21 protein-coding genes and 6 tRNA genes are annotated in these 18742 nt (G+C 37.7%); 6 read left to right on the top strand and 21 right to left on the bottom strand.

Going from position 1 to position 18742, the window contains the following annotated elements:
- Positions 1–5: 5 nt before the first annotated feature.
- Entirely contained in the window at positions 6–4601 is a 4596-nt protein-coding gene (locus NTZ93_02015) for an AAA domain-containing protein (GenBank protein MCX6816610.1), read from the bottom strand.
- Complete coding sequence (locus NTZ93_02010) at positions 4588–4773, bottom strand: helix-turn-helix domain-containing protein (protein ID MCX6816609.1); 186 nt, start codon at positions 4771–4773, stop codon at positions 4588–4590. The genes NTZ93_02015 and NTZ93_02010 overlap by 14 nt, the downstream gene beginning before the upstream one ends.
- Before the next feature lie 281 nt (positions 4774–5054).
- Between NTZ93_02010 and NTZ93_02005 the strand changes: the two genes are divergently transcribed.
- From NTZ93_02005 to NTZ93_01995, 3 genes are all read left to right on the top strand, one after another.
- Positions 5055–5291: a hypothetical protein gene (locus tag NTZ93_02005; GenBank protein ID MCX6816608.1), complete on the top strand. Its 237-nt coding sequence runs from the start codon at positions 5055–5057 to the stop codon at positions 5289–5291.
- Positions 5292–5463: 172 nt separating this feature from the next.
- Positions 5464–5799, top strand: a complete 336-nt coding sequence (locus NTZ93_02000; GenBank protein MCX6816607.1) for a recombinase family protein — start codon at positions 5464–5466, stop codon at positions 5797–5799.
- Positions 5800–5973: 174 nt separating this feature from the next.
- A complete protein-coding gene (locus tag NTZ93_01995) occupies positions 5974–7470 on the top strand; it encodes a recombinase family protein (GenBank protein ID MCX6816606.1) in 1497 nt (498 codons plus the stop codon).
- Here NTZ93_01995 and NTZ93_01990 read toward each other — a convergent pair.
- A tRNA-Asn gene (locus tag NTZ93_01990) sits at positions 7444–7516 on the bottom strand. The two genes, NTZ93_01995 and NTZ93_01990, sit on opposite strands and share 27 nt — an antisense overlap.
- Before the next feature lie 65 nt (positions 7517–7581).
- Between NTZ93_01990 and NTZ93_01985 the strand changes: the two genes are divergently transcribed.
- A complete protein-coding gene (locus NTZ93_01985) occupies positions 7582–7827 on the top strand; it encodes a DUF5652 family protein (protein ID MCX6816605.1) in 246 nt (81 codons plus the stop codon).
- On the opposite strand, the gene rpoD is transcribed toward NTZ93_01985, so the two are convergent.
- The 18 genes from rpoD to NTZ93_01895 form a co-directional block, all read right to left on the bottom strand.
- Positions 7824–8915, bottom strand: a complete 1092-nt coding sequence (gene rpoD / locus NTZ93_01980; protein MCX6816604.1) for an RNA polymerase sigma factor RpoD — start codon at positions 8913–8915, stop codon at positions 7824–7826. The two genes, NTZ93_01985 and rpoD, sit on opposite strands and share 4 nt — an antisense overlap.
- A gap of 11 nt (positions 8916–8926) precedes the next feature.
- Complete coding sequence (dnaG, locus tag NTZ93_01975) at positions 8927–10678, bottom strand: DNA primase (GenBank protein ID MCX6816603.1); 1752 nt, start codon at positions 10676–10678, stop codon at positions 8927–8929.
- Between the two features lie 29 nt (positions 10679–10707).
- Complete coding sequence (locus NTZ93_01970; protein MCX6816602.1) at positions 10708–10902, bottom strand: hypothetical protein; 195 nt, start codon at positions 10900–10902, stop codon at positions 10708–10710.
- A gap of 2 nt (positions 10903–10904) precedes the next feature.
- Positions 10905–11879 (bottom strand): lysylphosphatidylglycerol synthase transmembrane domain-containing protein, encoded by a 975-nt coding sequence (locus NTZ93_01965; protein ID MCX6816601.1) that lies wholly within the window; start codon positions 11877–11879, stop codon positions 10905–10907.
- A 1-nt stretch (position 11880) separates the two neighbouring features.
- Positions 11881–12435, bottom strand: coding sequence for an MFS transporter (locus NTZ93_01960; protein MCX6816600.1), 555 nt, complete (start codon positions 12433–12435; stop codon positions 11881–11883).
- Positions 12436–12444: 9 nt separating this feature from the next.
- A complete protein-coding gene (locus NTZ93_01955; protein MCX6816599.1) occupies positions 12445–12684 on the bottom strand; it encodes a GIY-YIG nuclease family protein in 240 nt (79 codons plus the stop codon).
- Positions 12685–12747: 63 nt separating this feature from the next.
- Positions 12748–12831, bottom strand: a tRNA-Ser gene (locus NTZ93_01950).
- Positions 12832–12843: 12 nt separating this feature from the next.
- Entirely contained in the window at positions 12844–13266 is a 423-nt protein-coding gene (locus NTZ93_01945; protein MCX6816598.1) for an NUDIX domain-containing protein, read from the bottom strand.
- A gap of 28 nt (positions 13267–13294) precedes the next feature.
- Positions 13295–13366 (bottom strand) — tRNA-Arg (locus tag NTZ93_01940).
- A gap of 15 nt (positions 13367–13381) precedes the next feature.
- Positions 13382–13714: a GIY-YIG nuclease family protein gene (locus tag NTZ93_01935; protein ID MCX6816597.1), complete on the bottom strand. Its 333-nt coding sequence runs from the start codon at positions 13712–13714 to the stop codon at positions 13382–13384.
- Positions 13688–13770, bottom strand: a tRNA-Ser gene (locus NTZ93_01930). Before NTZ93_01930 ends, NTZ93_01935 begins: the two co-directional genes overlap by 27 nt.
- Positions 13771–13830: 60 nt before the next feature.
- Positions 13831–13902, bottom strand: a tRNA-Arg gene (locus tag NTZ93_01925).
- Complete coding sequence (locus tag NTZ93_01920) at positions 13903–14460, bottom strand: hypothetical protein (GenBank protein ID MCX6816596.1); 558 nt, start codon at positions 14458–14460, stop codon at positions 13903–13905. It abuts the tRNA gene before it with no gap.
- Positions 14461–14555: 95 nt separating this feature from the next.
- Positions 14556–14638: transfer RNA gene (locus tag NTZ93_01915), tRNA-Ser, on the bottom strand.
- 246 nt (positions 14639–14884) lie between these two features.
- Complete coding sequence (locus tag NTZ93_01910) at positions 14885–15229, bottom strand: hypothetical protein (GenBank protein ID MCX6816595.1); 345 nt, start codon at positions 15227–15229, stop codon at positions 14885–14887.
- The gene (locus NTZ93_01905; GenBank protein MCX6816594.1) at positions 15216–15455 is read right to left on the bottom strand and encodes a hypothetical protein; all 240 of its coding nucleotides are present in this window, start codon (positions 15453–15455) and stop codon (positions 15216–15218) included. The genes NTZ93_01910 and NTZ93_01905 overlap by 14 nt, the downstream gene beginning before the upstream one ends.
- A gap of 59 nt (positions 15456–15514) precedes the next feature.
- A complete protein-coding gene (locus NTZ93_01900; protein MCX6816593.1) occupies positions 15515–16594 on the bottom strand; it encodes a hypothetical protein in 1080 nt (359 codons plus the stop codon).
- Between the two features lie 6 nt (positions 16595–16600).
- Positions 16601–16813 carry a helix-turn-helix transcriptional regulator gene (locus NTZ93_01895; GenBank protein MCX6816592.1) on the bottom strand — a complete coding sequence of 71 codons (213 nt, stop codon included), beginning with the start codon at positions 16811–16813 and terminating at the stop codon, positions 16601–16603.
- An 84-nt stretch (positions 16814–16897) separates the two neighbouring features.
- Between NTZ93_01895 and NTZ93_01890 the strand changes: the two genes are divergently transcribed.
- Together NTZ93_01890 and NTZ93_01885 are read left to right on the top strand one after the other, a co-directional pair.
- Positions 16898–17221 (top strand): hypothetical protein, encoded by a 324-nt coding sequence (locus NTZ93_01890; GenBank protein ID MCX6816591.1) that lies wholly within the window; start codon positions 16898–16900, stop codon positions 17219–17221.
- 50 nt (positions 17222–17271) lie between these two features.
- Positions 17272–18742: recombinase family protein (locus tag NTZ93_01885; protein MCX6816590.1), on the top strand; the 1471-nt coding region annotated here is incomplete at its 3' end.

Below are 18742 nucleotides of genomic sequence, written 5' to 3'. Positions count from 1 at the left end.
TTTAATTAGATATATTGTCTAGTTCCTCTACAATAAGGGAAACGGGAACATCCATAAAAACGGCCATATCTCCCATTTCTTAAAATCATACTTGAACCGCACTTGGGACAATTCTTATCACCAGAAGTTACAACGTCATTAACTTCTTCGACGGGCTTATCAACTAGCGTATAACCCTTACAATGCATGCAAAATCGTCCATATCCGGTTGTCAAATCGGGGTCCCTAAAATCTTTGTATTCTCTAACCTCCTTACATTTTGGACACTCCTTCATCGAACCATTTTCTAAATTTTCTACTGTCTCGTGTATATGACTAATAACATTGTTTTTCCCTGCACCATTTTTAACTAAACTTGTTATTCTCTCGTTAAGAGTGGCAATGGGGTTACTACCAATGTTAAATTTATTTACTCTTAAAAATCTGTAGCCGTAACTTTCTAATACTTTTTCTCTATAAATATCTGACTCAGAATAATAGTCTTGATAGTTATATTCATTTATCTCATCTACATCCTTAAAGTGCTCCTTAAAACCATCATATTCCATTACGATCTTATGCTCTTTATGTGTTTCATCTTTATATACAAGTAAGAAATCTACCTTATATTTTGGATGATTGTAGGTTCTATCAAGTTGCTTCAAATATTTTCCAAGCTCAAACTGGGGAATAAACTCAACACTATCTTTATGTTTTGTCCAAAAATCCGTCTGGTAAAACCAATTCATAACTTCAGGCTCCATCTTGGATTTTTTATCAACTTCGGTAACACTATGCTCTTTTTTGGCTTCATTAAGGACAAAATAATAGTGTCTCAAAGCCTCGCCTATTGAGCCGGTATAGTTTTCAATAGGTTTACTTAGCACAAAATGCATACATTCTTTAGCACGACTTAAGCCAACATTTAATCGTTGGGCTTTTATTCTTCCTTCTTCTTCAACATCAACATCATTTAAATCTTTGATGAACACGCCCCAAAGATGATCGTCTTCTTCAGTCGCAACCATTGAATAAAATATAATGTCTCTCTCTTCACCCTGGCAGGTATCAAAAGTCATTATCTTTAATTTAAAAGTATCGTAAAAGTAATCCTTTTCGGGTAATTGGCTAATTTTTTCAACTAATAATTTCTGTTGGTTAGTATGAGGCGTAATAATACCAACGCTTTGGCTAGATCCTGATTCCTTTAGTTTTTTCAATTCCGAAATAATATATTTGACTTCCAATTCATTAGAATTTTGCAACAACTCCGTTTTTCCATCATGTTTGATAAACGAAAATTTCAGTACTTCATCAATCGACTTCCCTCGAATTTTCATTACTTGAAGACTGTCCTGATAAAAATATTTATTCGAATAGGAAATAATCTCTTTGTAGCCTCTAAAATACTTTAAGAGTTGCGTGTTGTAGTTGCTAATAAATTCAAAGAACTCAAGAATAGAGGTTTTAATGTTAAATTTTTCGAGCTTTACTAATTTTGTACCTTCATCAGAAATACATTTAACAAAACAATCTTTTAATTGACTTAAATATTTTCTATTTTCATCTGATCGAGCTTGGGCAGTCTTAACGTTACTAAATTGTTTCTTGTCTCCAAGGATTAATACCTTTTTAGCTCTTAATAGAGCAGGAAAAGCCTGAGCAACGCTTACTTGTGAAGCCTCATCAATAATTACTAGATCAAATATTTCTGGCTCGAGAGGGATGTACTCGGCATAATCTCTAATTCCAGCTAAAATGCAAGGGAAAGCCTCCTTAAGCTTTAGAAATTCACTTTGAGGAAACTTCATTTTGCTTTGAATTATTTTCTTTAAAGCAATCGCAGTAGCCTGATGTTGAGTCCAAAACCCAATGAGCCTGTTGTCCATGACGTGAGTCATCTGCACAGTAAGTAAGCTCTCAATATCCTTCTTTTGACTGTCGTAGTTAAGAGCAGGAATGTCTTGAAAATCCTTTTCAATCTTTTGGTTTAGACTCAAATACCTGATTAATTTATCAAAATCCAAATCTGATATTTTTGTGAACTTATTATCAGTAAGAGTTTTAAACGACGAAAGATTAACTTTCAGTTTTTTAGCCGTAAGTGGATACTTATTTATATTGGAGCCGAGATATTTTATATCATCATTTAAAGCTATTAAGTCATTTAAAAATGACAAAACACTTTCATCTTTTATGACTTGATGAAAAAAGTGTAAGTAGTCCAGTTTACTAATAAATTTGTTGTCAAGTTTGCTAAATATTTCATCTGCGTAATTATAAATGTTTGCCGCTTCGTCAAGCTTCTTTAAGTTTTGTTGTGGTTCAATTGACGATGAATATTTAAAATTTTTTCTAAATTCAGTATTTAGCCGCTCTATCTGATCTTTTTTGAATAGATAGCCGAATAGCCAGTTTTTCTCCTCTTTATATTTTTGTATTGAGGAATTTAGAACTTTTAATCTAGAGGAATCGAAGTTTTCGAACTCTAGAATTGAATTTAAGTTATCCCCATATACTTCACGCAGTTTAGTGATAGAGGAAGAAAGAGAGTTCAAAAACTGTAAATATTTTTGAAAATCAGATGTATCTTTAAAGTCATCAAGAGAAAAATCCAATAATTCAAATATTTTTAGCGTCTTTTCATTTTCATCAGTATCAATTACTAATTTAGCTTTCAGTGTTAAAAATATCTTCCGGAATTCTTCAAGATCTATCGCAGACTCCTGCTGTTTAACTACTTCTTCTAAATCAATCGGAAAGCCATTGTTTGTATGGTAGCTTTCAAGATCAAAGTATTCGTGAATCTCTTTTATGTCGATATCCTTATAGGTTAATATTTCGGCTTCTATGTCCTCTTTTAATGACTTTTGAGATTTATCAATATTCTGTTCTAAATCCTTATAATTTTTCTTTACTGCAAGAAAATTATTTGTAATAGCTTTAATTGATATTGGACTTAGTATCTTTGCATAAGCATTACCTATTTTCCCCAATCTTAAAACAGGGTTTTGAAAATTATCATCAGTCCTGACTTTATTCATCGTTTCCGTTATCTTATCCTCGACAACATCAAGAGCCTCTTTCTTGTCCGATAGAACTAAAACGGATTGGTTTTTAAGTATTGCGTTGAAAACAACTGCGGTTATTGTATGGCTTTTACCTGTTCCAGGAGGACCTTGCACAATAATATATTTACAATCATCTTGCTTTATAGCAGATAGTATTTGAAGCTGCTCTTCATTTAAAGGAATTGGGCTTTGGAATACAAGTTTATCCTGGACTTCTTGATCATTCCAATCTTCTTGAATTTCTATATTGAAACTTTTTGGGTCTTTCTGAATAAAGTCATCAATTAACTTGTTAAAAGCGCCAGCTAAAATACTATCCTCGGAAGAAAGAAGCTTTAAAATTTCTTCGTAATCGTTTACCAGCGCCTCATCAGATTTATCGAATAAGGTTATGTAGCATGAATTAGACGCCCTAACAAGGAAACTCTTTGCAACCTGCGGATCTGTTTTGTCTATATTAATATTGTTGTCTAATTCAAAAAAGTTAGTAATCTCATTCAATATTTCGCTTATTAATTCTCTGAAATCATTTTGATGTTGTGCTAGATAAATAATTCTTTCAGCAATGGTTTTTAGATTTCCCTTTTTATCTTTTTCTTGATTATATTGCTGTGAAATGTATTCAAGTGCTTTCTTGTTTATATAGACTTGAGAATCAAACTCTATATTTAATAGATCATTTTGTTTTTCTACAGTAAACGGAATATAGAAAATTGGATACTTTGCCTTTTCAAAAGTAATATCGCAAAAATAAAGATAGAATTCCTGTTTATCTAAAATGGTACGATTCCGCTCCATCTCATATACTTCCGCAAATAAATCTCCGACACGGAAACTTTCAAAAAATGACAAAATATTAGCTTTTGCGTTATCGATGTCAAAAACATCCTTTAGTTGTTTGGAGATATCAACCTTTTCTTTTGCCAATAGAAGCTTAATTACTTCTGAAATTTTATTTTCAAGCAAGGAGGTGAGAACAGAGGTAAGTTCCTCTTCCATTAAGTAAGTGCTGTCTTCATCTCCCAAATTCAAATTCTCTAGCGGCTTTTCTAAATAACTAATAAACGGTAAGACTAAATTTGTTTGGATAATTTTTGAAGCTGCTTCAAGGGCGGTACTTAGGGCTTGATCATATTCTTTTTTATATAGAGTAGATGATTTTTCAATCTCTTCTGTGACTTGCTCTAGTATTTGAGCAATTTGCTTATTTGTTATTTTATTGAGAGATAATTCTATTAAATCAAGGAGATTTTGAGGAATATTGGTGCGATAAACCCCTTTTGGTATCCCATTTAAGACACTTTTATCGAAAGAGTGGTTAATCGCTTTCCAAACCAGATTAGCAAAAGTGGGATACTTGTTGAGGTTTAAACCAATAAGCAGATTATTTCCACTCCTTAATTGAACACTTCGTTTTGGATTTTTTCTTTTATGGAAGTCTGTTTCCAGGAAATCCATAAAATATTTAGCCACTTCGCGAATAAAAGTAAGGCTCTTAGAGAGCTTAACATTGTCCTCACTGTTATCAGTTTGAATATTATTTTCGTTCATTTTTCTTAATAAAATTTTCTATATCTATTTTCCTATATCTTCTTACTTTCTTCTCACCAATACGCACCGCAGGTAATATCCCATTTTTATCCCACAACCTAAGTGTGTTTGGATGTACCTTTAATATTTTACTGGCTTCTTTGAGAGTTATTAACTCTGGAATGTCTGACATATTCGTTTTCCTACTAATAGATACCAATATCATACAAAAATAACCGCTTTTTTACAAGTATTTTCCCTCGGTTGTGAGGCAATATATGTTAGTTCATAAAGACGGATATCAATAAATAACCCGAACCATTCCTCTCTCATACAATCATGTTCTTATCTTCTTAATCCCCAAAGATACTACCCCCCGTTTTACCCAGTTAATACCGCTAAACCCCTCGTGCCATATTGATAATTTGTCGTGATAATTATTTAAAAGTTAATAAATAAAGGAGGTGAATATCTATGTCATGGACCGAAACACAAAAAAAATACGCCCACTCAGAAAAAGGAATTGCTGCCCGCAAAAGATTTATGCAGTCTGAGAAAGGCAAAGCGCTAATGACTAAATATCAGGCAAAAAGAAAAGCCAAACGACACGAAATAAAAAAACAGAAAAATCTTGATACTGCACCAGTAGCAATTGAGGTTAAAAATAATAAAAAAGTTAATAAAAATAACCCTAAATTATTAAATAATTAATAAGATTAGGGCTTGACATCGGGATTATTTACATATATGCTGTTATTACATCAGTTCAAAATACTGACAGTTTTAAGTAAAAGTTTTTTAGTTTTAGACGTAGTTTCAGACGGCCTTCGTGCCGAGAGCTACGTCTTTTTTGTTGTCTAAATTTAGTTAGGAGGTGATAAATATGAATAAAAAAACAAAAACTGCAATCGGTTATGCAAGAACCGCAGTTGATGTTAAAAATACAGTCTTTAACACAATTGAGAAGCAGGAACAGTTAATTAAGGATTACTGTAAAAAGAATAATATCGAACTTTCAGGAGTACTCTTTGACCCCGCACAGTCAGGATTAGATATTAACCGACCAGCATTAAACATGCTGTATACATTAGCGGCAAACAAAAAAATCACATCTATTGTTTGCTCCGGTCCCGATAGATTGTCGAGAGATACAGCGAGTTTCTCTGATATTGAAAATTTGTTTAAGAATGATGATGTTAAATTGGTGTTTATTTATTAAAACTATGAAAAACAATCTAGAAAAAAATCTTGAATTGTTAGCCACTCGGATAGCTGAAGTAAGGCTGTCCGAGCTAGGCTATCGTTTTATTCCTGGTATCTATCCAGTCATAAAAAGGATTAGACAGATTATTTGTGCTAAGGCATTTATAGTCAATCCAAAGGGGGTACAAGTATGAAAAAAGCAGTGATATATTCTAGGGTCAGCAGTGAGGAACAGATGAAGGGTTTATCGCCTGAAGTTCAAAAAGAGTCATGTATTAAATGGGCAAGACAAAAAGGTTATGAGGTCGTAGGTGTATATCAAGATGGGGGCAAGACAGGCACTAAGACCGTTGGAAGAGATGGACTGGAAGACATGATAATTCAATGCCAAGAAGAAAAAATTGATGCAGCACTTGTGGTCGATACCGATAGAATTGCCCGAAATGAAGTTGACCACTTTTTTATTAAAAATGAACTACGGAAAGGCAACACTCAGCTAATTGCTATCAATCAACCACTAAACGATACGCCCGAAGGGCAATTCTTTGAAACTATTCTTGCGGGTACAAATGCTTTTTATAGTCGTTTACTTGGAAGGAAAGTTAAAAAGAGTTTAGAGAAGAAGTGCGAACTAGGTGATTTCCCGGGTTGGGCGCCATTAGGTTATCTTAATGTGAACTTGGGCACAGAAGAAAAACCTCACAAGGTGGTTAAAATTGATCTAATAAAGGGACCATTTATAACCGAAATGTTCCGACTGTATTCAACTGGTAATTATCCTGTCGATACTTTAGTTGACCTTATGTTTGAGAAAGGCTTGCGTTCTAAGAATAATAAGCGAGTATACAGAAGTGTGTTATACAGCCTTTTAAAAAATCCTTTTTATCTTGGAATGTTTCGGTATAACGGAGAAATTATTAAAGGCAATCACAAACCACTCACAACTCCTGAAATATTTGATACCTGCAAAAGAATATCTACCCTACATAATCAAAATGCCTGTCGCAGACGCAAATATCAGTGGCTTTTAAATGGTTTTGCTTTCTGTCAGAAAGACAATACTCGTTTGTGCGGCGATTGGAATAGAACCAAAAAATCTGCTTATTATCATGGCAATGCTTTACGAGGCTGTCATCACTACACCCCTCTTGGGAGTTTAGAGGCCCAAGTAGTTGAACAACTGGGGAAAATAAAGTTTAGTAAAGAATTTACTCAACAAATAATTGATAAGGCCAAAGCACTGCTAAATCGTTCTAGGGAGACAAAGGAAACAGAAATTCAGGGCGTCCAAAATGCAATCAAGGCAATTGTGGCAAAACGTAAAGTCCTTGAGGATGCCCTTGTTGACCAAATAGTAGACAGGGAAACATTTAAACGAAAGCATAGTGAGCTAACAATTGATTTACAAAATCGAGAGAGTGAGTTGGCTACTATCGAAAATCAGGGAGGGTTTGATGTTGATGCCACTATCGCAATTCTTGACCTGGTAAACAATATCAAAGAAACTTTTGCTAATGCGAATTTTGAAGCTAAACGCCATTACTTATCAATGTTCTTTGAGCGGATAGAAGTGAGGGATAAAAAGATTGCGAAAGTAATCTATACACCGCTATTCCAAAGTCTAATAGAGGCTAAGACTGTCAGAATAACGACTACCTTGCTCCGCGGACTGGACTCGGACCAGTAACATCCTCTTTAACAGAGAGGCGCTCTGCCAATTGAGCTACCGCGGAATAAAAAAGCGGAACATCAACCCCTTATTTTACCAAAATTTCTGCTTTATGCTAAACTAAATTATATGCACTATATTTTCCCGCCATTTTTCTACAATCAGTCTTTTCTCCCCTCATTCTTCACCTGGTTGTTATTTCCTCTGCTTGCCTGGCATCTGGTTTGGAAAGGCTTAGCCCTCTGGAAAGCCGGCCGGAATAATCAACGCGGCTGGTTTATTGTTTTGTTAATTGTCAACACTCTTGGCCTTCTGGAAATTATCTATCTTTGCTGTTTTCAAAAGAAAACCGTCTCGGCCAAAGGCCGACATTAATCTAAATAATCCTGCAGTTTCTTCCTCTGCGACGGATGTTTTAACTTTCTTAACGCCTTGGCCTCAATTTGCCTGATTCTCTCTCTTGTCACCCCAAACTCCCGCCCCACTTCTTCCAAAGTCATCGACCGCTTGCTGTCGTCTAAACCAAACCGCATCTTCAATACCTTTGCCTCTCTATCCGATAACGACATTAATACCTCATCAACATTCTCCTTGAGCATCTTAATCGAGGTCGCATCATAAGGCGACGGCTGGGTTTCATCCGGAATAAAATCGCCTAAATATGAATCTTCCTCGTCCCCGATCGGCGTCTCCAATGAAGTCGTTTTCTGCGAAATTTTCATAATTTCCCGCACTTTCGCCGGCTCAATTTCCATCTCTGAAGCAATCTCCTCCGGCGACGGCTCCCGCCCCTGTTCCTGCATCAGCTTTCTGGATACCCGAATCAACTTATTAATCGTTTCCACCATGTGCACCGGAATCCTGATTGTCCGCGCCTGATCGGCAATCGCCCGGGTAATCGCCTGCCTAATCCACCAGGTGGCATAGGTGGAAAACTTAAACCCCTTAGTCCAGTCATATTTTTCCACCGCTCGGATTAATCCTTTATTCCCTTCCTGGATTAAGTCTAAGAAGCTCATCCCCCGGCCGATGTATTTTTTAGCAATCGACACCACTAGTCGCAAATTTGAAGTAATCAATCCATCTTTAGCTTTATGGCTCCCCTTGTCCACCCCCTGGGCCAACTCAATTTCCTGATCGCGGGTTAATAATTTAATCCTGCCGATTTCTTTTAAATACATCCGCACCGGATCGGCATTGCCGACTTTTTCCAAATTACCTAAGACCACCAATTCTTTTTCCAGTTCGGTCACCGCCTTCACGTCTTCTTTCAACTCTTCCTCGCCTGTATTAAACACGTCCACGTTCATTTTCTCTAAACGATCGTAAAATTTATCCAATTCTTCCACTCGCCACTCCGCGTCCGTAAAATAACCCAAAATCTCTTCTTGAGTTAAAAAGCCCTCTTTTTTCGCCTTTTTTAAAAGCTTGTCGACATTAACCGGTTTTCTTGCCTGTTTCATCTTAAATCCAATTATACCAGTCCTCGGGCAATTTCCCTAAACTCTTTTTCTAAAGTTTTAACTTTTTCCTTGTCTTTTTCTTGTTCGGCCTGCTTAATTTGGCCCGACAAAAGGGTTAGTTTCTCTTTCAGTTGCGCTTTTTTTATTGCCGTTATCGCTTTATCTACTTCCACCTCCGTTTTATCAGAATCGTCAATGATTTTATCTAAATCCAATAAATAGGCCGCGTCTGTTTGTCCTGCTAACTCCTCCGCCAGGCTTTTGACAAAGCTGTTAATCTCCCATTTTTTACCCGCCTTAAACCACTGCTTTAATTTTATGAATATTTTCTTAATCGCCGTCTCTGCCAGCCATTCTGGCTCGACTTTTTTAACCAACTCGTCCATCCACTCACCTGATTGCAATATTAACGCCAATAAATACTCTTCCAGTCGTTCTTGTCTGGTTTTTATTTGTTCTACTTTTGTTACTTTTGTTACTTGTACTACCTTCTCCCCTTTCTCTACCTCCGCCTCCACTGCTTCTTCGCTGACATTTAATACTTCCGCTAATTTTTTAACATAATGGGCCTTAATTACTTGATTGTTCACCCTTGCTAAAACCCCCGCCAATTCCTGGCTGATTTTCTTCTTCCCCTCAATCGTTTTGGTGCCAAATCTTTTCACTGCCGAATCAATATAAAATTCATAAATTGGCACCGCCTCTTTGACCGAATCTTTCCATAACCCTACATCTTTTTGAGCGCACTCATCCGGGTCTTTGCCGTATTTAACCCGGATTACCCGCAAGGATAAACCGCTATTTTCGGCTAATTCTATCCCCCGCCTCGCCGCCGCGTCACCGGCCGCGTCACTGTCCAAAGCCAGGCTCAAGTTTTCGCAAAATCTTTTCAAAAGCCCTATTTGTTCTATCGTTAAAGCCGAACCCTTGATCGCCACCGCATTTTTCACCCCGGCCTGATAAGAGGAAATCATGTCCAGTTCCCCCTCCACCACAATTGCCCGGTTATCTTTTTTAATCTCCTCTTTAGTCGTTTCCAGGCCGTAAAGCATGGCTGATTTGTGGTATAAAAGTGTCTCCGGTGAATTAATATATTTGGCTTCTTTAACTTCTCCCTCCATCACTCTTCCGCTAAACCCCAAGACTCTTCCCCTCATATCAAACAAAGGAAACATCACTCTACCTCTAAACCGGTCATAAACTCTTCCCTTATCGCTTTGAATACCCAAGCCCGCTTGCTCGATTTCTTCTAATTTATAGTTCTTTTTCTTAGTTAAATAATTAATTAAACCCTGCCATTCATTCGGTGCATAACCTAATTTAAACAGTCGGATAGAATCTTTTCGTATCCCTCTTTTTAGTATGTATTGAAGCGCTTTTTTACCCAATTTATGCTCGACTAGTAGATAGTGGTAAAACTCGCTGGCTAAATGATTAATCTCCAATAACCGTTCTTTGATTTTCTGGTCCTGGCTTGGCCGGAAATCTTTAAGCTCGATTCCGGCTTTATCGGCTAAAAACCGCAGTGTTTCCCCAAACTCCATCCCCTCTTTTTCCATGATAAATTTAAAAACATCCCCGCCCTTTTGACAGCCGAAACACTTCCAAATCTGCCGCTCTTGCGACACCATAAAGCTGGGTGTTTTTTCCTCATGAAACGGGCACAGTGCCTTAAAATTCCTCCCGGCCTTTTTTAAAGTGATATAACCGGAAATCAAAGCTACAATATCCGTCTTCCGCCGCACTTCCTCAATCTGATCCATATCTCCTATTTTACCACCCGGGCCTAATTTTATTCCCCGCCTGCCGCAACCGGTGTTGCCGGTGGCGTTACCGCTTCTCCTTTAATTTGTTTTTCCCCACCTCCCACGGCATCAACTAAATCATTAAATTCTGGTGATCCTGGAATTACCCTATGCCCCGGCTGCACTGGCAATCCATCTTCATCATATTTTGGTAAATTTTTTGCCACATCTGGTCCAACCATAATTACTCCTTTAACTGAGATTTTACTCCTATTGCCAAATAATTCAAACTCACAAAACCCGCCAAAAGCGGCAGCCATAAATTTATCGCCCTGAAAATAAGGATTGCCAACAAGCCGGTTTCAATTCCTACCCCGAACGAGCTTAAAATTACCGGGACCAACCCCTCCACCACTCCTATCCCCTGCGGTGTTGGCGACACAATTAAAAATAAAACAATCAAGCTATAACCCACAAACACCGTCGGCAATACCACTGTCTGCCCTAATGCCAAAAACACAAAAAATAAGGCGGTTAAACTCATCGACTGCATTAAAATTCCTATGCCGAACAATTCCCAGAGTTTTTTTGGATCTTTCTTAAACTCCATTTTTGCTTCCATTAATTGACTCTTTACCTTTCTTTTTCTGATTTTTCTCCACCAAGCCATAATTTTTAATAAAATCTGCCGCCACTTCCCGCTCGAGGACACGAATAAAATTAACCCTCCTGTTACTAAAAAGAAAATTCCGCTGCAAAGTAATTCATACCAATATAGCCGGTGTTTTAACCATAAAATAACCAGCGCTCCCGCCAAAAACAGGCCGATGCCTAAAAATTCCATCAAAATTCCCAGATAATATGCCCCCATCGCCGCCAAGGCTCTTTCATTTTTCGTCCTGGCATGTTTAATAAAAACCCCGGCCCCGGCCAAACCCGCCGTCGGCGCCGTTAAATTGATAAACAATGAGCCGAAAGTCAGTAATAAAATCTCTTTTACCCGCCAGTGAATACTGTATTGCTGCAGTGATTTTTTCCACATTAAACTATACAGCCAATAGTAAATAAATTGAAAAATCAAAGCCAATAAAACCCATCTTAATTGTACCTGCCGGATAATTAAAACGAGTTTTCTTTCCTCTCCTAAATTAGCCACAATTACATAAGCCAAAATTAAAGTCAGTCCGATCATGATTAAAATCCGCCACTGAATCTTCATCTTACAGTAACCTTCTCGGTTTAAATAACACTCCGAAAAACGCCACCAAAGCTAACAGCGACATCGCTAAAAATAATGGGGTAAAACCAAACCTGGAGGCAATTAACCCCCCTAAAATCGTCCCGACAGCCGTCACTAAATTTACCACCACTTTCCAGTCTGCGTAATCATCGATGTGCTTGCCTTTTTCTAAATGTTCGGCAAAAATCACTTCAAACGCCGGCGTCCCTACCGCCTCACCTAAACCTAGTAAAATCTGCAACCCGATTAATTGAGAGATGTTTCTGATGTAAATATACGAAAACCAGGCTACTGCCCTGATTAAAAAACCGGCCAATAACAAATACTCTTTTTCTTTCACCCGGTCGCCGACTCTTGTCAGTACCAAAGAAAATATTGTTGTGCTGACTAAAAACGCCGCCCAGGAAGCGCTGACTGTCAAAATCCCCTTTTGCAATCTTTCCACATAAATCGCATATAGCGGCCCCAGCAAGCTTCCCGCCAGCACAAAAATCCCGTTATATTTATACAAAACTCTTAAGGCCTTAACGTGCATAAAGATATTTTATATCATTTGGTGTTTTTTCATAAATGCCCTACCTGATCCAGATTTAAGATATTTTTCAAAATTAAAGGCTGTATATTTATTGGAAAAAGCAAAATAACTGATTAATTTTATTGGCAACCTGTCTTTTGTTGCAGGAACATAACCTTTCTTATGTCTTTCTATTCTTTCTTTTAAATTATCTGTACACCCAGTATATGGTTCACCATCAAAGCATAAAAGAATATAAACATAATACATATCTCTCCTTCGCAATCTTCTTGGCGGACTTTGTCCGCCGTAGCTCGCTACGGCGAGCGAAGGCGGAGGAGGCGAGATTCGAACTCGCGAGAGCTTGCGCTCGTACGCTTTCCAAGCGTATGGAATGAACCGCTATCCGACTCCTCCAGTTAAAAACTATTATACCAACAACTTCCTTGCCTTATCCAACGCCTCTTTCGCCCCATGAAAATTTAGTCTTTTTCTCGCTTCGTCAAATTCCAACCACTCAATTTCCTCCATTTCAAAATCGTGATTTTTAATATCCCCGGAGATATATTCCATCAAAAAATAAAAAACCATCTTAAAAATCTTCACCCCGTTCATGGTGTAAATATATTTTTCCGGCTCCGGAATTTTCGCCACTACTTTTGTTTTAATTCCGGTTTCTTCTCCTACTTCCCGTATTGCCGTTGCCTCTAGCTTTTCTCCTTTTTCCACCAAACCTTTTGGCAACACCCATTTATGATACCCTGAATGTTTGGCTACCAACCACAAAATTTTATTTCTGTCTTTTTTATAGACAACTCCTCCGGCTGAAAACTCTCTTTTAAATTTTGTCATAATGTGCCCCGCACCGAGCTACGCGAGGTGCTCCTAAGAAGAATTGAACTTCTATCTAAGGTTCCGGAAACCTTCGTTCTATCCGTTGAACTATAGGAGCCTATTTATCTGATAATTATACTATTATTTTATGCTTTCTTAAAAACGCTCTGCCCGATCCAGATTTAAGATATTTTTCAAAATCAAAGGCGGTATATTTATTAGAAAAAGCAAAATAACTGATTAATCTTATTGGCAATCTGTCTTTTGTTGCAAGAACATAACCCTTTTTATGTCTTTCTATTCTTTCTTTTAAATTATCTGTACAAGCAGTATATGGTTCACCATCAGAGCATAAAAGAATATAAACATAATACATGTCTCTCCTTCGCAATCTACTTGGCGGACCTTGTCCGCCGTAGCTCGCTTCGGCGAGCGAAGGCGGAGGAGACAGGATTTGAACCTGCAAGTCCTTGCGGACGCCGGTTTTCGAAACCGGTGCCTTACCATTCGGCACACTCCTCCATCAACAATTAGAGTGCTTGTCCTGAACGAAGTGAAGGACTTGCACTGAGCGTAGCGAAGTGCGCCCAGTAGGAATCGAACCTGCATCCTTGGTTCCGCAAACCAAAGTTTTATCCATTAAACTATGGGCGCTTATTCTCTCTCTAGGGGTATTTTATCACTTAACCACTTCGCCGACCGGTCCATAAACGTCGTCTCTGGCACTTCGTACTGAATTTGCTTCTGCAATAACTCCTTTATTTTCCCTTCTTCTACCTCTCCCAAAAGCATCATTAACCGACTGGGGAACTTTAAATTTGTATCAATATTTAAAATCGTCTCACTCCATTTTTTACTAAACCAAAACCTTTTCAAATCTTTCCATAAATAGGCCTTGCCGCTGGTTACCACTCCCCTTGTCGTAATCTCATGACTGGTTTTTTCCGGCTGGACAGTCGCCAAAACATACGCCACAAACATCAGCGCCACCATTACGGCAATCAACAACCATTCTTTTAAGAACAATAAAATCACTGCTAATAAAAACACAATTGCCGCAATCGTCGTGTAATAATCCCGATCTCTTTTCTTAAACGGCCGCACCGGCGCTTCCCATTTTAATAAACTTTTTAATTCCACTGGCTTGTCCGCCGGAGCCTTGGCAAAGGCGGATTTCTCTGGTTCAATCTTCTTTTTAAATAGGCCGGCCATATTTTTATTTTAATACAAATTGGCGGACCTGTCCGCCGCAGTTTCCGAATGCGAAGCCGGCTAAATCGCCGAGCGAGCAATTCGAGAAACGTAGGCGGAGGGGGCGAGACTCGAACTCGCACATCCTTAACGGACGCGGGTTTAGCGAACCCGTGCCATACCATTAGGCGACCCCTCCTGATTAGGCTAATTATACTATAAAAACGCTCTTCCCAATCCAAACCTAAGACATCTCTCCTTCGCAATCTACTTGGTGGACTTTGTCCGCCATAGCTCGCTTCGGCGAGCGAAGGCGGTGCCTTTTGGTTAAAATCCGAACTTTTTTTGACGAAAATCCGGACTGCGAATTTTGATAAAAACTTTTCCGCCCTCGCTTTCCCGCCGCCGAATTTCGTGCCAACGAAGTTGGCGCACCGCCTACAAATTATTTAAAAATTAAAACTCCTGTAATATATGAACAAAAATTCATCACTAAAGACAAGGTAAATAATTTTTTTGAATTTTGTTGTAGCGTAAATCTTAACAACAACCACTCAACCAAAACAACAACTATTTCTAAAAACAAAATTGCTGTCGTGTTGATTTGCGCTATTTTAAAATAACCATTTATAAATAAAAGATAATTAAGTAATGGATTAGAGATTAAGTTTATAAATATAATTGTCGCTATTTCTAATTTTTTTCTGTAGCCAAAAAATATAGCGACAGCAATTTCAATCGCAATCGTTAATAAAAGCGCGACTAGATAACTACCGCTATTTATTAACATTCTTTTTTCTTATCTTTATAAGGACAATAACAGAAACCACTATCACAACTATAACTACGCCAGCAACCACTCCATAAATAATAAGTTCATTTTTAGGGATCAGTCGTCCCGGTGAGCCTCCCTTTCCTCCGGGCACTATCAAATCAGCGTAGGCGCTTTGCGCGAAGAGAACCAAACTCAAAACAAATGCGGAAACTAAAGATGTAATTTTGGATAGCTTTTTCATATTTTTGTTGATTTAATTTATTTAATTATAACTGAAAAACGAAATAAAATATAGAGAAATTAATCGACCAATTTTTTCTCTGGATAATTTTTAAAATAAGTTTGCAAAGCATAATAAAGAGCCACTGATGAGATAACAATAATTATAAAGATAAACAATTGTCCTCCTAAAAGTTGTTTCAACCCGCTAAAAGCTGGTAATGCACCAAGTATCAATGCCAGACAAGTTAGCCCAAAGGCAAATCCGGGACGACCGGGCAATATGTTCGAAATAGCGACTAATGTTATCGGCATAGTTATGTTAAACAAAAACATTCCGATAATAGCCAGATAGGGAATATTTGCGCCAAAAACAAGGAAAGGAATTGATAATATTAATGCTCCTACGGCAACCCGAATCCAGCCAAGCTTATCAGCCAAAATTCCACCCAGTCCTTTACCCAACACGACCGCCGCCGTCAAAATTATCAATAAATCAATATTTATTTTCCACGGAAACACAAGCACCATACCAACAAGTGAACGAATAGCAATTGAAAGAAAGACTAAAAATAAAATAAACTCAAAATAATTAAACTTAATTTCTTTGATTTCTTTTTGCTCATAATTCATTTCCGGTTTTTTAATAATAAACATCAACAAGCATAGAATAGCTAAAATTAATATGGCTGGCCAAATAATAAATTGTCCATTTTTGCCAAGCAGTGTTCCCACGAGAAGGCCAAAAGCTCCGGGGGCTACATAAATTCCTGGAGCAGTCGCTTTTTTAGGAGTTAAATTCAAACTTATACTACCACCGCCAATATGAAATAAAGCATTACCTAGTCCTGCAAAAACAATGGCTACGATTGGAAAAGATGAAAATGTAATTGCGGAAAGTCCAGTCAAAATACAACCTAAAAAAGCAACTGCTCGTGGAGATTTGAAATAATCTGTCACAAGTCCAAAAATTGCCTGAAGACCAAATGCTAAAACATTATATAAAATTACTAAACTTATAAAGTCTGTTGTGCTGACGATTTGATTTTTGAGAATACTAAAAATTACTGCAGCACAAATTCCGTCAACTATGGCGTGAGTAGCCCCATAGACAAAAAGATTTGCGGAAATATTTTTTAGCGATAATTTTTTGTATTCCATAAAATTTTATTTCATTAAATCGTCAATTGTGACGCCCAAACCTTTGGCAATCTTTGCCATAGTTTCAATTGTTGGATTCGGCGTTGCGCCGGATTCAATTTTGATAATCACATTGTAGGCAATATCAGCCAGTTTCGAGAGTTTATCTTGCGAAATTCCCTGCTTCTGCCTGTATTTCTTTATGTTTTTTGCAATTGTTGGTAATTCTTTTGACTTCATAGTATAATTATACTAGTATAAGTATAGAATAAGTTTTACTACTATAATTTTACCAAATTAAGTGAATTTAATCAAACAAATTTTATGGCGGCGCATTTCGCAAAGCGAAATACGAAATTCGGCGGCGGGAAAGCGAGGGCGGAAAAGTTTTTATCAAAATTCGCAGTCCGGATTTTCGTCAAAAAAAGTTCGGATTTTAACCAAAAGGCACCGCCAATTTTCAAAATTAGGATTTTGGGCGATTGTTGCCTCGCCCCGCCAAAGGCGGGGCTCGGCTTCGGCAAGGATTTTGAAAGGATTTTTAAAATCCAAAAACAATTTCTGCCCGCTCAAACTGAAGTTCGGTTTGCCGAAGGCAAACATAAATTTGAAAAATTTATCAACCAATCTTTTTTCTTTCGCCTTTGACGAAAGGCAAAGCGATAATCTACTTTTGACTGCCAATTAACTAAAGCAATATGACAAACGACAATCAAACCAAAAAGTTTTTCATTTATGCCCGCAAATCAACGGACAGCGAAGACAGGCAAGTTCGCAGTATTGCCGACCAATTAGCCGAATTGCGAGAGCTGGCGAAAAAAGAAAACATTGATGTTGTTGATACTTTGGTAGAAAAGCAAACTGCGAAAAAGCCGGGCCGGCCTGTCTTCGCTGAAATGTTAAAGAGAATTGAAGCGGGCGAAGCAATGGGAATTTTAGCATGGCACCCCGATAGATTAGCAAGAAATTCCGTTGACGGCGGGCAAATTATCTATCTTGTGGACACTGGGATTATCAAAGAGCTAAAATTCCCAACTTTTTGGTTTGATCCCACACCGCAAGGAAAATTTATGTTATCAATCGCTTTTGGGCAGTCAAAATATTACATTGATAATCTTTCGGAAAATATCAAACGAGGACATCGTCAAAAATTGAAAAACGGACTTTGGCCTCAAATGGCCCCGCTCGGATATCTTAACAACAAAGAAACAAAACAGGTTTATGTTGATAAAGAAAAATCACCGCTTATTAAAAAGGCATTTGAGGCCTACGCCACTGGAAAATATACGCTGAAAGAAATCCGAAAGATTATCAATGCACTCGGCTTGAAAGGGCGGCGAGGTTCTTTGCTTTCCGTTTCAAATTTCCAGTATCTTTTGCGAAATCCTTTTTACTACGGATTGATAAGGTATAACGGAGAATACTTTGAAGGAAAGCATGAACCGATTATTTCAAAGAAACTTTTTGACGAAGTGCAGGAAGTGATGAAGCAAAAGAGCAAACCGCAAAAAGTGGACAAGATGAAATTTTTTCTTTACCGCGGATTTTTCCATTGTGGCGAGTGCGGATTTACCATAACCGCTGACAAAAAGATAAAGCCAAGTGGCAGGTCATACATTTATTACTATTGCACCAAGAAAAATCCAAACCACATTTGCTCGCAAAATGTTTTTACGAGGGAAGAAAAAATTTCATCTCAAATCAACGAAGCGATACAAAAAGTTTCTTTGCCCGATGATTGGGCTGATAAAATGCTGAACGAACTTGAAAACGAGAAAAATGGAAAAGCCCAATCATCTCGCTTTTTTGCTCAAAAAACAGAAAATGAAATAAAAGTGATTGACGAGAAATTAGAAAAATTGATGAACGCTTATCTTGAAAATGCCCTAAATCTTACTGAATACCGAGAAACCAAAAACAAACTCGTCAATCAAAAACAGCTTTTGAAAGACAAACTGACGGCTTTTGAGCAAAAAAGCAATAATCGGTTCGAACTCGCCGCCCGATTCATAAATACCGTAAAACAAACCGAAATTATCGCTTTGCAAGAAAATCCCGAACAGGGTCGGGATTTTCTAAAAAAGATTGGTTCGAACTTCCGTTTGAGCGGGCAGAAATTGTTTTTGGATTTCAAAAATCCCTTCAAAATCCTTGCCGAAGCCGAGCCCC

It is taken from the genome of Candidatus Beckwithbacteria bacterium, assembly GCA_026397255.1.
Classification (GTDB): Bacteria; Patescibacteriota; Microgenomatia; order UBA1400; family CG1-02-47-37; genus JAPLVF01.
The sequence above is the reverse complement of the archived record's forward strand: the minus strand, read 5'-3'. Positions and strand labels throughout refer to the sequence as shown.